The sequence below is a fragment of the Sorangium sp. So ce302 genome (assembly GCF_051530145.1).
Taxonomy (GTDB): Bacteria; Myxococcota_A; Polyangia; order Polyangiales; family Polyangiaceae; genus Sorangium; species Sorangium cellulosum_B.
The window spans coordinates 9,113,567-9,126,945 of record NZ_CP150326.1 but is presented as its reverse complement, the minus strand read 5'-3'; the positions used below and the strand labels follow the sequence as shown (position 1 = coordinate 9,126,945).

Here is a 13,379-nt window from a genome sequence, read left to right as displayed (position 1 = left end):
ATGATGAGTCGACTCCTGTCTCTCTACAGTTTGAAGTACATTCCCTTCCGCGCCGATGTACCCGCGGAGGCCCTCTACGTCTCGCCGCCCGTCGACGCCTTCCTTCGTCGCGTCGAGCTCGGTTTGGCCCACGGCGGCTTCGCCATGCTCACCGGCGATCCCGGAACGGGCAAGAGCATCGCGCTGCGCCTGCTCGCTGCGCGGCTCGGCGCCCTGACCGACGTGGTGGTCGGCACCATCGAGCATCCCCAGAGCAGGGCCGGCGACTTCTACCGCGAGCTCGGTGATCTCTTCGGGGTCCCGCTCTCGTCCAGCAACCGCTGGGCAGGCTTCAAGGCGCTTCGCGCGCGCTGGGCCGAGCACTTCGCCACGACGCTTCGGCGACCCGTGCTGATCCTCGATGAGGCGCAGGAGGCGAGCACGCCCGTGCTCAACGAGCTGCGCATCCTCTCCAGCAAGGACTTCGATTCGAGGCAACTGCTCTGCGTGGTCTTCGCCGGCGACTCCCGTCTCCCCGAGCGTCTCCGCACCGCCGAGCTCTTGCCGCTCGGCTCGCGCATCCGCCGCCGGCTCGTCCTCGACTACGCCTCTCGCGACGAGCTGCTCGCTTGCCTCGACCACGTGCTCGCCGCTGCCGGCAACCCCTCCTTGATGACCGCGGAGCTCAAGGCCACGCTCGCCGACCACTCCGCCGGAAACTACCGCGTGCTCATGAACCTCGCCGACGAGCTGCTCGCCGCCGCCGCCGAGCGCGAGCTGCCGCGGCTCGACGAGAAGCTCTTTCTCGAGGTCTTCGGCGCGGCCCCGAAGCCCAAGTCCGCGAACCGCAAACGGTGAACCTGGAGGCGCCCATGCCACGCACCACCAACGTCACGCTGCCGATCCCCGAGCCCCTCGCGCTGCTCGACGCGACGCTGCTTTTCCTTATCCAGGTCCTGCTCGCGCAGCACCCCGATCTGCTCGCGCCCCCCGAGGAGCCCGCGCCCCGCAATCCGGGCCTGCGCGCCGCCAGCCGCATCTTCGAGGCCGTCCGCGAGCTCCACGCCGCGCTCGACAGCTACCGCGCCTTCCTCCCTGCCGATCACTCGCGGGCGCTCGGCGACGAGCAGCCCGGCGACGACATCCCGTTTTGAGGCGACCCCGCCCGCGCACGGCTCATCACGCCGTGCGTCCCTCGCTCTTCGCGCTCAAAGGCCCTCAAACTTCGTGCTCGTGTCCGTCCTGGCGTCGCGGCCCGGCCATGCCCAACGCCGCGACCGCCATGACGCCGCGCGTCCCTCAATCTTCGTGCTCGGCACCCCCTCAAACTTCGCGAGCACGCTCACGTCGTCTGTCGACGTCGGCGCGCCGGTCCGCGGGCACACGCTGGCGGATGCGGGCAAGTTGTCGGAACCCGTATCCATCACGCGCCGGCCCCGTCGGACGCGGTAGGCACGCTGGTGATCCCGGTGATCGAGCCGCCCCTCAGCGGAGCGCTGGTGACGCAGCCGAGCCGCGCGCAGAGCCCGCTGGCGAGCCGCGGCGCGGCAGCCGCTGCCGCAGTAGACCTGCCCTCGATCACATCGGCCGCAGACGAAGAACATCTCGGCGCAGCACCCACAGCGGGCGAGCCGGAAGCTGTCTTGCACGAGTCCCCGGGCCAGCGCGCCGGGAAGTTGCCCTTGGCGGCTGGGTCGTGCGAGACAGGCCGAACATCGGTCTGTCGCCGATCCCCGGAAGGCCCTGGTCGCTACCCAGGGCCTTCTTCTTTCCGGCGCGCCGCTTGGGCGTGATCTCTACCGCCGCGCCTCGCCGGGGCGAACTTCCCGGCCGCCCGCGCCCGCCCCCAGGCGTCACGATGTGAGGGGCAGAAATCTGCGGATCGGGGTGGCCATTAACACATGAGCTCGCCCGAACGACTGGCACGCCGACCAGGTAACTGAATAAATGATCCGTATCTATTGCGGTCGTTGCGTCCATGTTGAAATCGCGCGAGGTTCGCAGACAGATTTGACCCATACCCACGCCCTGCTTACTGTCTGTCTGTAAAGCTCGCCGCCCTCCGCTCTTGGCACACCTCCAGCCGCTCGTGCACAGCGAACGCCCTCGCTCACCTCGCGACGAGGGCCTCCGGGTGGGATCAGGCGGGAGGCGGCCGGGCTCCTCGTGCAAGGGATGACGCTTTGCGTTGTCGATGCGTCGTCCGGGGGCGCCGGCGCGGAAGGGTGGCGCGAAAAATTCGGAAGCCGCGGTTCTCGATGATTCGGGAACCCTGATTTCCGAAAATGATCGGAAGCTGTCGAGTCGCGGCTGGCCGCGACCTGAGATTATCACCTCCCCGCGATGCGGGGAGGAGGTAGGCCCAGCTACGCCACTTGGGCGGAGTTGGGCGAAAGCAACATAGAAAGGAAATTGAAATGGCTATAGCAAACGAGAGGCCGATTGTCGACTTGATCAACCCGGGACCCCCAGCCCAGACGTGCAGCTTCAACTGGGAGTGCGGAACGATGGAAATCCGAATGGGGAATGCCGCATGCACGGCTACGTTCACCACGCCTCAAGCTCAAGAACTCTCCGACGCTCTCAACAGCATCCTCGCGGAAGAGGAAGTGCCTTGCGAGTTCGAGATTACGGAAGGTGTAGAGCCGAATAAGATGTCGCGCAGGTGCGTTTTCGAACCAGGGAGGCGAATACTCGCGCTTGAGCTGATAGGCGGCGCGTCTAAGTCGGGAGCTTATATTCAATTCCCGGCTACGGCAGATGGCTTTGCTAACGTCGAATTGCTCGCCGACGCCCTCTACCTGTATGCGTCCGGCTCACTCCTCGGAGGGCTAGATGTAAGATGAAGTGCCAGGTGATATAGGCGTCACTACCTCGAGAAGCGGGGTGGAGGCTCCGGCCGAGCAGGTCGGAGCCCCCTCTCTTTCCATGCCTTTGTCCACCAGTCCGGCTGGTGACGCGGGCCGTGGTGTGCCCGCGGTGTCGGTCTCCGGCTGCCGGCTCAGGTCTGAGCTACTCCGGCCTCGGGACCCGGACGTCGCTGGGGAACTAACCTGAAATCGCAGCGAAGCCGCGGTGAAAGGCAGTGACGGCGACGTTCATGGTCAGTTCGTCCTCGAGGTCAGGGTCATCGGCGACGATCCTCGCCATCAGGCCTACGGAAATGCACGTAGCCACCAACCTGCCCTCAGACCGCTGGAGAGCCCGGCACGCGGAGCTCAGTCGTGCCCTTACCTGCGGATCGAGCTCGCGGATCACCTGCGTCACGATCGGGGACCGATGGAGGTGCATGGAGGTCGAGACAATCTTCAACAACCGCGGGAAGCGAGGGAGCTCCGCAGGTGAGGCGTCCGGTTCGGGCTGGAAAGGGGTCGCACGCCGCGGCGGGCGGAGCATGTCCGAGAGTAAATTGAGGTCGTCGGGGTCGTCGTTCTCGGGGGAGCTGGCCTCGCGGTCAGTGGGATCGTTGGGGGGCATGTTAGTCGGGATCTGAGCTGTCATGCCCCTCTACAGAGCGTGGGGCTCGCCGATCAACCTGTTTCGGTCGATTTGTAGGTGAATGTAGGACGGCTTCCGCAGGCAGGGTGGAGGGCTCGGGCTGAACGGACACGCAGCGCGGATCCTGGTAGGATGCCCCTCATGGCCGTGACCATCGAGGACGTCCTGCTGTTCTGCTCGCGGTTCGACCGGATGACCGACAAGCTGACGAAGCGCGGCAGGAACAAGCCCCCCTTGGAGATCGTGGACGAGTATGACGTTCAGGATCTCGCCTACGCTGCGCTGAAGCCCCTGGTAACTGACCTAAAGCTGGAAGATCCCACGTCCAAGGTCGCAGGTAACGCCGGGCGGGTCGATCTGGTGAGCTACGGGCTCGGGCTGGCGATCGAGGTCAAAGCCACGCTGAGGGCAAGTCGCGGCGGAGACGAAATAATCAAGGAGTGCTTCCAGCGGATTAAGCTGTACTCCTCGGTGCGTAACATCCGAGTGCTTGCCTTCTTCATCCACGACCCCGACGAGAAGATCCATGACGTGGACAACGTACAGCGTGAATTGGAGGGTCCTCATCCTTCAGGCGACGGCGGCACATTCCAGGTTTACGTCGTGGGGCCGCGCTTCGACAAGACGTTTCGGACCTATGACCCCGCATCCTCAGGGCCAATTGATGTGAAGATCGGTGACGTGAGATATATCCCCGATGTGGGTGGCGTGTTCGTCAGCGTGACCGCTCGAGGAACCGGCCGGACGCCTGTGGTGCCCAAGCTCTCTCTTCGGGTCGGGAACATTAAGTACGAACTGGGAACACCGCCAACGGCGTACCAGACCGGCACGCCACAAGCCGTCTACCAGCCGACAGACACCGACCTGGTTCAGCGTGGGGATGCAACCCTCTACTTCGGACCCTCAGACGCTGGAGGCCAGGGTGTTGACCTCCGCACGACAGGGCTCCTGGAGGTCGACGTTCCCGGGCTGGCCCGTCCGATCCAGGTGCCGTTTGAGATCCCCGTACCGCGCCGGGAGAGGGTGACGGACGAGGATGCGCTGAACGAGCTGACATCATGGTTCAACAAGCTAAACGAGGACGAAAGCGAAGCCTCTATCACATTCGCCGTCGTCGACCAGAAGCTTCAGCTCCCGGACGGGACGGCCAAGAGACTCTTGGAACGAGCCGTCTCGCAGCACTACAACGTTTTGCGTAAAGGGGATGACACGATCATGTTCGAGTTCCGGCGTCGCGAACGACCCGCTCCAACTCGGCGGTTAGGCTACTAGGCGGGAACGGAAGAGACCTGGGGCTGCGAGTGCAGCTTGTGGCCGGGGAGCAGGCACCTATGGTCATGGCGTCTATGGTCCTCGCGGCCCCAATCACAGATGTTCTCGCAGACGTCCTCGTCGCTGAACGGGCCATGGATGAAATGCCCAAAGAAGAGAGGGGCGTGGGAGGGCGCTATTGCGGGTTGGGGGGATCCGAGCCCGCTTCGCCTACGCGTGCGATTATACGTGGCCCGGTTTCTGGTTGAGCCCGAGCACCGATTCAGCTATCGGACGAGATCCTAAGCAATCATCACAGGAGAACCGTGTTGGCCGTAAAGCTCGGTCCTGGGCTCATCGGTAGCGGACTTGTCGACGTCAAGCAGCGTGAGTATTCCCGAAGCTGCGCCTCCGCACACGACCTGACCATGGAGCTCTAGGAGCCCTTTTTCTGCCTCTTCATGAAGGTTGCCTTCGCTCGACGCCACGACCTTCATCATGAGCCCAAAGCTTGGCTCCGGTCTGTGTTCTTTGCGATAGCACAGCAAGATCCATGCGCTCTTGCGATCGAACAGCGTATCAGTCGGCATGAGTTCAGGGCCTATGAGCGCGTACAACGTTGCGCGAAGTACCTCGATGGCGACTTTCGACCAAGCTTCGCGAGACGGATTCGCTTGGCGTCTCACCCGGAGAACGGCCTGAAGTGCAAGTGGTAACGCTGTCCAGAAGACGTTGGTGTCAGTCTTTTGTCCATCAAGTCGTGTCGCCTTCAGCTCGTCGATCGCGGCGAGCGTGGCTCGACGCAACTCCTCCGAGAATTCCAGATCATTTGGAATGGCCAACAGGGGCTCGGATGCTGCGGGAACTCCGGGAGCTGGCTTTTGATGATCCATCCCGCCCCCGGGCGCCGCTGCCATGGCGAGCGCGCGGAGTCGCGCGTGCAGGGGCTCGCCGAATGCCTCGAACTCGATGACCTCGATTGGCAGCTCTGCGGCACGCTGCTCGAATGCCCTCCGGTCCTCACTCCGAACGAGAGCAAAATGCGGACCGACCGCGCCCCGAAATGCCTCGGAGACCCAGCGGAGTTGGTTGCCAAACAGCCGATCCTCGAGGCTGAAACCGACAAAGAGCAGCGTCCTCCCTGCCATCTGCGTGCGCAGCGACTGAAGGGCGGCCGTGTAGCGCACCGCCACTGTGGGGCTCGACGGGTACAGCGTCGTGTATCCGTCGGGTGTGAGGATGATGTCGTCCACATGGTGGATGGTGCCGTGCAGGTGCCACACCGTGGGCCGCTGCAGCGTGCCCTGGAGTAGCTCGACCAGGCCGGATGGGGTCTCGATGATCCACTCGCGTAGGTTGGGAGGATCGGGGCACGCCCAGCGCAGGACGGCGTCGTAGTTCGTGGTGATGACAAGCTGGCTGCCCAGCCCCCACACGAGCCGCGCCAGATCGAGCGATGACGGCTGCACGTCCTTCGCGTCCGGGTTGAGCTGCTCGACGAGGAAGCGGTTCCAGGTCGGCCCGAGCGCGCGCTTTGCCTCCTGCGCCGCCTCGAGCAGCCGCGGCGTGTCGTACGAGAGGAACGCGTTCACCAGCACCGCGTCCTTGTGGCGACCCTCTTCCTCGAGGCGTACCGCGGCAGCAGCGAGCAGCGCAGGCCAGCTCGGGAAGAGACACTTGCCATCGGCAGCCCGCCGCACTGCCATTGCGACGCCCGCCCCGACGAAGGGGACGAGCTGTTTGTGGCGGAGGGCCTCGACCAGGCTACGCGGGAAGGGCATCGATACCTCGGCTGCTGCTCCAATGCGTACCACAGGTCCGGGTCGCTCGTACGCCGGCGCTGTGCGCTCAGGGGCAAGTGCGTTCACGAAGTTGTCCTCCGACTGCAGCGCGCGCACGTCACGCTCCGCGGCCGACAGATCGTCGAAGTCTTCTCGCGCGATGTAGGCGCTGACCCCGACGAGGGGCGCCTGACCCGCCTGGTACCGGCGCTGCGGTTCGCGCGCCTGCTCCGGCGCGGAGATTCCGTAGCGGCGCCGTGCCGCGGTGGCGTAGAGCGTGTTGCGCGGTCGGCAGAGCCCGGACGCGTCGCGTAGCACGCCCATCAGCTCGAGCCGCGCGACGGCGTCATCGAGGCGCGTGAAGGGGACCGGCTCGCCAGCGACGATCTGCCGGAAGAGAGGCTCGAGGCCTTCGCGGACGATCGCGTGGAAGACGTGCGGGATGTTGTGGGTCTCGGCGCGCAGGAGCGCCGCCGCCCCCGCCGCGAGCGATTCGGCGCGCGCGGCCTCCTCGGCCAGTGCCTGCGTGAGGTACGGGTGCCCCGCCGTGGAGGCGCAGAGCTCGGCGGTGTGCGAGGCGAGGAGTCCCGGCGCCGCGGCCGCGGTGAGCAGTGCTGGCGCGTAGGTAAAAGAAGTCGGATCGCTGCGCGAAGAAGTGTGGCGCGGCGAACCGAAGTGGCGGGACCGCGCGCGTCGCGACGCCTCGTTCATGGGTCGAAAGAGCGGGCCCCGCGCGGCGCAGAGCGTGCAAAGAGGCGCATCGGCGTGCCGCAGGCACAGATCGCCCTCCGGGAGTTGGTCCGGCCCGGGATGTTGTGGCGGCTACGCGGCGTCCCCGAGCGCCGTGCGGCGCAGGACGGTGCTCTTCAACGCTCGGGGCTCCGGGTCGCCTGCGGCGCCCTGCGCCCCGAACCCCCAGTACGGCGGCCGCCGCGTCGGCGCTGGGTGAGCGGCCTGGAACGTCTGTCGACTCACCGAGCGCGGTGAGGAAGCGGGCGATGTTGCTCGGTTCGGTGATCATGGCGACGAGCTTCATCCTGCCCTTGCAGGCCGGGCACTCGAGGACATCGAGCGCCAACGTGCGGCGCAGAAGCTCGGCGCGGGTCGTCGACCGCCCGGTAGCCGCCCCGCTTGCGTCTCTGAGCAGGCTCGTCGTCCGCCTTCGCGGGCTGTTGCGGCTTCGCAGGGCGCGGTCCGATCAGCTTGCGGTCCGGCAGGCGGCTCTCGTCCGGAGACCGCGGAGGCGCACAGCGCGGCCTCGGGCTCGTTGTCCTTGTCGACGCCATGCTCGAGCTCGAACAGCCCGTGCCGTCGCAGGGGGCGCATCATGTGCCGGACGGCGTCCTCGAGCACCTGACCGACAGCGCGCGTCTGCAGGTGACCGAGCTCGTTCCACACGAGCTCGGCGCCGTCTTCGTGGTAAGCCCCGTTGAGAAAGACAACGTGCAGATGTGGATTGAGCCGCAGGTCGCCGGACGTGCGTTGCACGACGGTCACCGCGCCGCTCTTGGCTGCGCCGAGCGCGCCTCGGCGCACGGCGCGCTGTTCGTACAACCGCTCCACGCTCTCGACGAAGAGACGCGTCATCGCGCTGAAGAGCGCGCCATCCTGGGCTAGTCTGCGCTGCCACGGGAGTCCGCGATTTCCATCCGCGAGCCTCGGGTCGGCGAGACAGCCGGCGGGGTGGCGATGCGCTGACGCAGATGCTTTACCCGGTCGCGCGGCGTCACGTACGCTCGGAAGCGGTGCGCGATCGATGACTCGCGCGGCGGCCGGGCGCGACGATCGACGGGCCACGAGGCACAATCATGGCAGAACAGGGCGCGTACACGTTCACCGCGAGGCTGCACGAGGGCGCGGGCGTGGTCATCCATCGGGCCGTCCGCGTCCGCGACGGCGCCCGCGTGGTCGTCAAGATCGGCAAGGGCGGGCCGCTCGCGCCGGCGATCCACGGCGCGCTTCGGCGGGAGTTCGCGGTGCTGCGATCGCTCGACTTGCCGGGCGTGATCAAGGCGCACGCGCTCGAGACGATCGGCGACGAGCTCGCGCTGGTGCTCGAGGACTGCGGCGGTCGCTCGCTCGACGTGCTGTTCCACGCCGGCGCCCTCGACCTCGCGGCGGTGCTGGCGATCGGCGTCGAGGTGGCGGGCACGCTCGACCTGCTGCACCGCTATCCGCTGCTGCACCGCGACGTCAAGCCGCACAACATCGTCCACAACCCGGCGACCGGGCAGGTGAAGCTGATCGACTTCAGCCTGGCGATCGCCGGCGGCGAGGACGAGGCGTCGCGCGTCGATGCGGGCGCGGGGATGGCGGGCACCCTGGCGTACATGTCGCCCGAGCAGACCGGGCGGATGAACCGGCCGGTCGACGCGCGCTCGGACCTGTACTCGCTCGGCGTGACGCTCTACGAGCTCGTGACCGGGGTGCTGCCGTTCGAGGCCGGCGACGCGATGGCGCTGGTCCACAGCCAGCTCGCGCGCGTGCCGGTCGCCCCGGCGGTGCTGATGCCGAAGGTGCCGCCGGTGCTGTCGGACATCATCATGAAGCTGCTCGCCAAGGCGGCCGAGGATCGCTACCAGAGCGCGGCCGGGCTGCGGGCCGACCTGCAGCGCTGCGCGGCCGCGTGGGCGGCGACGGGGACGATCGAGCCGTTCGCGCTCGGCAGCGCCGACCGGCCGTCGACCCCGCGGATCCCGCCGCGCCTGTACGGACGGCAGCAGGAGATCGACGTCCTGCTCGCGACCTCCGCCGGCGTCGCCGACGGCGCGCGCACGCTGCTGCTCGTGCGCGGGCCCGGCGGCGCCGGCAAGTCGGCGCTGGTCCAGACTCTGGCGGCGCCGGTCGCCCGCGGCGGCGGGTTCTTCGTCGCCGCCAAGTGTGATCAATACGACCGCGGCGCGCCGTACGCCCCGATCGCCACGGCGCTGCGCGAGCTGTGCCGCACCCTGCTGACGGCCGCGCCCGAGGTCCTCGAGGCGTGGCGGCGAGCCCTCGCGTCCGCCCTCGGCAGCAGCGGCAAGCTCCTCACCGATCTGATCCCCGAGCTCGAGCTCATCGTCGGCCCGCAGCCCGAGGTCCCGCGGCTCGGCCCGGCCGAGTCGCAGAACCGCTTCAACCTGATCTTCACCGCCCTGCTGCGGGTCTTCGCCGCCGCCGACCACCCGCTCGTGCTCGTGTTCGACGATCTGCAGTGGGTCGACCCGGCGTCGCTGCGCCTCTTGCAAGAGATGCTGCTCGACGCCGAATGCAGGTACCTGCTGGTGCTCGGCACCTACCGCGACGACGACGTCGGCCCCGGGCACCCGCTGCCGGCCGCGCTCGCCGATCTGCGCGCGGCGGGGGTCGAGGTCGGCGACGTGCCGCTCGGTCCGCTGGCGCTCGCCGACGTCGAGGAGCTGCTGGCGGACACCCTGGTGATGGAGCGGTCGCAGGTCGCCGCGCTGGCGCGGATCGTCGGCGAGAAGACCCACTGCGACCCGTTCTTCATCGGCCAGTTCCTGCTGCTGCTCGTCGAGGACGGCCTCCTGCGCTGGGACCCCGCCGCGTGCCGGTGGGTGTGGGACGACGCGCAGGTGCAGGCGCGCGACGTCACCGACAACGTCGTCACCCTCGTCACCGGCAAGATCCGCCGCCTGACCCCCGCGGCCCAGCGGCTGCTGCAGCGGGCCGCGTGCGTCGGCTATCGCTTCTCGTGGCGCGTGCTCGCGGCCGTCGGCAGCGACGACGGCGACGACGCGACCGCGGCGCTCGGCGAGCTGGTCCGCGAGGGCCTGGTCATGCCGCTCGCCGGCGGCGAGGGCGACGATCTCCACCGCTTCCTCCACGACCGCGTGCAGCAGGCCGCCGACTCGCTGCTGGCGAGCGAGGTGCGGGAGGCGACGCACCTGCGCGTCGGCCGGCTGCTGCGCGACGCGTACCCGGCGGGCGTGCCGGACGAGGCGCTGTTCGAGGTCGTCGGCCACCTCGACGTGGCGCTGGCGCGGATCGACGGCGACGAGCGGATCGCGCTGGCGCGACTCAACCTCCGCGCGGGCCGGCGGGCGCGTGCGGCGACGGCCTACCACGCGGCGCGGCAGTACTTCCAGGCCGGCTGCGAGTGCCTCGGCGCCGACCCGTGGGCGCGCTGGTTCGAGCTGGCGTTCGCGCTGCGCGTCGAGCTGGCCGAGTGCGCGTACCTGTGCGGGGCGTTCGCCGAGGCCGACGCGCTGTTCGAGGAGGCGCTCGCGCGGGCGCGCTCGCGCGAGGAGCGGGCGCAGGTCTACGACCTCCGCGTCCTCTTACACGCGGCGATGGGCGACTTCGCGGCGGTGGTCGCGGCCGGGCGCGCGGCGCTGGCGATGTACGGCTTCGGCCTGCCCGATGAGGGCCCGGCGCTGCAGGAGGCCGTCGCGGCCGCGTTCGCGGCGGCCCACGAGAACCTCGGCGAGCGGCGGGTCGGCGCCCTGCTCGACGCCCCGCCGGCGCGCGACCCGGACGTCGAGGTCGTGATGCGGCTCCTGGCGTCGATGTCGGGGCCGGTGTTCGTCGGCAGGCCGGCGCTGTTCCCCCTGATCGTGCTGCACATGGTCAACCTGTCGCTGCGCCACGGCAACGTCGACGGGTCGGACTACAGCTACGCGGTGTACAGCATCCTGCTCGCCGGCGTCACCGGCGAGCTCGGCAAGGCCTACGAATTCGGCGAGCTCGGGGTCAAGCTCAACGAGCGCACCGGCAACCTGCGCACCCGCTGCATGGTGCACTTCTTGTTCGGCACGTCGGTCGTGTTCTACCGCCAGCCGTATTCGGCCGGCGAGGAGTACCGCGATTCGGCGCGGCGCGTCGCGCTCGAGGTCGGCAACTTCGCCTACGTGTCGTTCTACTGCCTGCAATCGGCCGCGCTGGCGCTGATCGCCGACGCCGACATCCGCGGCGCCGAGGCCCGCATCGACGACGTCACGGCGCTCCTGCGGAAGACCCGCGATGTCGCGTCGACGGCGGTGGTCGAGTTCATGCGCCGCGTGGTCGTCAATTTGATGGGCGAGTCGGCGACGAGCGCCCTCGACGGTGACGGCTTCGATGATGACGCGTTCGTCGCCCACATGCCGCCCGGGGGGCTCGTGCCGTGGCTCTACGCGGTCAGCAAGCTGCGCCTCGCCTACCTGTACGGCGAGTACGAGCGCGGGCTCGAGCTCGCCGTCCGCGCCCGCGAGCTGCACGAGAGCGGCGCCGGGGCCGGGCACATGTACTCGCCCGAGCAGTACTCCTATTCGGGCCTGGTCGCCGCGGCCCGCTGGGACGCGGCCGGCGAGGCGGAGCGCGAGGCGCTGGCGCACCAGCTCGAGCGCGAGCGCGCGGCCCTGCGGCCGTGGTCGACGAGCAACCCGTCGCAGTTCGTGGCGCTCCAGCACCTGCTCGACGCCGAGGCGGCGCGCCTGGCCGGCCGCGACGCCGAGGCGATCGCGGGCTACGAGCAGGCGATCGCCGAGGCGCAGGCGCGCGGGTTCGTGCTCCACGCGGCGCTGGCGAGCGAGTGCGCGGCGCGGCTGCACCTGCGCCGCAACCGTCGCGCGCTGGCCGGCGCCTACCTGCAGGACGCCCACGTCGGCTTCGCCCGCTGGGGCGCGGCCGCCAAGGCGGGCCAGCTGCTGCTCACCCGCGCCGACCTGCTCGCCCCGCCCGTGCCCGCACGCGCTGGGCACAGCACGAGCCGCTCGACGACCACCACCCGCAGGCTCGGCGGCGGCTCGCTCGACCTCGAGGGCCTGATGCACGCCGCCCAGGCGGTCGCCGGCGAGCTGGTGCTCGACCGGCTGCTCGACCGCCTGATGCGGATCGTCATGCTCCGCGCCGGCGCCCAGCGCGGCTTCCTGCTCGTGCCGCAGGGCGAGGACCTGTCGATCGCCGCCGAGATGCGCACCGCGCCCGACGAGGTCCGCGTCGGCCTCGACCAGCCGATGCGCGACGACGCCGCCCTGGCGACCTCGGTGGCCCGCTTCGTCGCCCGCAGCCGCGAGGGCGTGCTGCTCGGCGACGCCGGCGCCGAGCCCCGCTTCGCCCGCGACCCCTACGTCGCCAGCCAGCGCCCGCGCTCGGTGCTGTGCCTGCCGCTGCTCCACCAGGGCCGGCTGTCGGGGATCCTCTACGTCGAGAACAACGCGACCCGCGACGCCTTCGCGCCCGAGCGCGTCGAGCTGCTGCAGCTGCTGTCGGCGCAGGCGGCGGTGGCGATCGAGAACGCCCGGCTGTACGCCAGCGTGCAGCAGGCCCGCGAGCAGCTCGAGCAGCAGGTCGAGGCGCGCACACACGAGCTGCAGACCGCGCTCGAGCAGCTCCAGGCGGTCAACGCCGACCTGGTGCGCCAGGGCGAGGCGCTGCGCGAGGCCCACGCGCAGACGCGCCGCGAGATCGGCGAGCGCGAGCGGGCCGAGCGCGAGCGGTCGGCGGCGCAGGCGGAGATCTTGCGCGTCCAGGAGGAGCGCCTGGCGGACATGGCGGCGCCGCTGCTGCCGATCACGGAGAGCATCGTGGTGATGCCGCTGATCGGGGTGCTCGACGACGCCCGCGCGTCGCAGGTGCTGGCGACGGCCCTCGAGGGCTCGGTCCGCACGCGCGCGCAGGTGGTGATCCTCGACATCACCGGCGTGCGCCAGCTCGATGCCGCCCCGGCGGCGATCCTCGCCCGGGCCGCGAGCGCGCTGCGCCTGGTCGGCGCCCAGGCGATCCTCACCGGGGTGCGGCCCGCGGCGGCCCAGCGGCTCGTCCACGACGCCGCCGGGCTCGACGGCCTGCTGACGCTCGGCACGCTGCAGAGCGGCATGGCCTACGCGCTCGCCCATACCCGCGGCCGCGGCTGAGGCGCCGGCGCCGCGGCCGGGGCATTTCGGCCGC

The 13,379-nt window shown here is 69.3% G+C and carries 9 protein-coding genes; 6 read left to right on the top strand and 3 right to left on the bottom strand.

The window, feature by feature from the left end; genetic code table 11:
• The 3 genes from WME73_RS34650 (at position 1) to WME73_RS34640 (ending at position 2,825) form a co-directional block, all read left to right on the top strand.
• Complete coding sequence (locus WME73_RS34650) at positions 1–837, top strand: ExeA family protein (RefSeq protein ID WP_437912325.1); 837 nt, start codon at positions 1–3, stop codon at positions 835–837.
• A 14-nt stretch (positions 838–851) separates the two neighbouring features.
• A complete protein-coding gene (locus tag WME73_RS34645; protein ID WP_437912324.1) occupies positions 852–1,133 on the top strand; it encodes a hypothetical protein in 282 nt (93 codons plus the stop codon).
• 1,263 nt (positions 1,134–2,396) lie between these two features.
• The gene (locus tag WME73_RS34640; protein WP_437740639.1) at positions 2,397–2,825 is read left to right on the top strand and encodes a hypothetical protein; all 429 of its coding nucleotides are present in this window, start codon (positions 2,397–2,399) and stop codon (positions 2,823–2,825) included.
• Positions 2,826–3,027: 202 nt separating this feature from the next.
• On the opposite strand, the gene WME73_RS34635 is transcribed toward WME73_RS34640, so the two are convergent.
• The gene (locus tag WME73_RS34635; protein WP_437740638.1) at positions 3,028–3,480 is read right to left on the bottom strand and encodes a hypothetical protein; all 453 of its coding nucleotides are present in this window, start codon (positions 3,478–3,480) and stop codon (positions 3,028–3,030) included.
• A 138-nt stretch (positions 3,481–3,618) separates the two neighbouring features.
• Between WME73_RS34635 and WME73_RS34630 the strand changes: the two genes are divergently transcribed.
• A complete protein-coding gene (locus tag WME73_RS34630; protein ID WP_437740637.1) occupies positions 3,619–4,749 on the top strand; it encodes a hypothetical protein in 1,131 nt (376 codons plus the stop codon).
• A 281-nt stretch (positions 4,750–5,030) separates the two neighbouring features.
• On the opposite strand, the gene WME73_RS34625 is transcribed toward WME73_RS34630, so the two are convergent.
• Together WME73_RS34625 and WME73_RS34620 are read right to left on the bottom strand one after the other, a co-directional pair.
• Positions 5,031–7,220 carry an SIR2 family NAD-dependent protein deacylase gene (locus WME73_RS34625; protein WP_437740636.1) on the bottom strand — a complete coding sequence of 730 codons (2,190 nt, stop codon included), beginning with the start codon at positions 7,218–7,220 and terminating at the stop codon, positions 5,031–5,033.
• Positions 7,221–7,541: 321 nt separating this feature from the next.
• The gene (locus WME73_RS34620; protein ID WP_437748063.1) at positions 7,542–7,958 is read right to left on the bottom strand and encodes a hypothetical protein; all 417 of its coding nucleotides are present in this window, start codon (positions 7,956–7,958) and stop codon (positions 7,542–7,544) included.
• Here WME73_RS34620 and WME73_RS34615 point away from each other — a divergent pair.
• Together WME73_RS34615 and WME73_RS34610 are read left to right on the top strand one after the other, a co-directional pair.
• Positions 7,839–8,126 carry a hypothetical protein gene (locus WME73_RS34615; RefSeq protein WP_437748062.1) on the top strand — a complete coding sequence of 96 codons (288 nt, stop codon included), beginning with the start codon at positions 7,839–7,841 and terminating at the stop codon, positions 8,124–8,126. The two genes, WME73_RS34620 and WME73_RS34615, sit on opposite strands and share 120 nt — an antisense overlap.
• A 191-nt stretch (positions 8,127–8,317) precedes the next feature.
• Positions 8,318–13,345 carry an AAA family ATPase gene (locus WME73_RS34610; protein WP_437740635.1) on the top strand — a complete coding sequence of 1,676 codons (5,028 nt, stop codon included), beginning with the start codon at positions 8,318–8,320 and terminating at the stop codon, positions 13,343–13,345.
• Positions 13,346–13,379: the final 34 nt, after the last annotated feature.

What these genes read in the sequence shown, in the direction of transcription:
- WME73_RS34650 (WP_437912325.1), top strand. Translation starts at nt 1, where the DNA reads ATGATGAGTCGACTCCTGTCTCTCTACAGTTTGAAGTACATTCCCTTC.
- WME73_RS34645 (WP_437912324.1), top strand. Translation starts at nt 852, where the DNA reads ATGCCACGCACCACCAACGTCACGCTGCCGATCCCCGAGCCCCTCGCG.
- WME73_RS34640 (WP_437740639.1), top strand. Translation starts at nt 2,397, where the DNA reads ATGGCTATAGCAAACGAGAGGCCGATTGTCGACTTGATCAACCCGGGA.
- WME73_RS34635 (WP_437740638.1), bottom strand. Translation starts at nt 3,480, where the DNA reads ATGACAGCTCAGATCCCGACTAACATGCCCCCCAACGATCCCACTGAC.
- WME73_RS34630 (WP_437740637.1), top strand. Translation starts at nt 3,619, where the DNA reads ATGGCCGTGACCATCGAGGACGTCCTGCTGTTCTGCTCGCGGTTCGAC.
- WME73_RS34625 (WP_437740636.1), bottom strand. Translation starts at nt 7,220, where the DNA reads ATGAACGAGGCGTCGCGACGCGCGCGGTCCCGCCACTTCGGTTCGCCG.
- WME73_RS34610 (WP_437740635.1), top strand. Translation starts at nt 8,318, where the DNA reads ATGGCAGAACAGGGCGCGTACACGTTCACCGCGAGGCTGCACGAGGGC.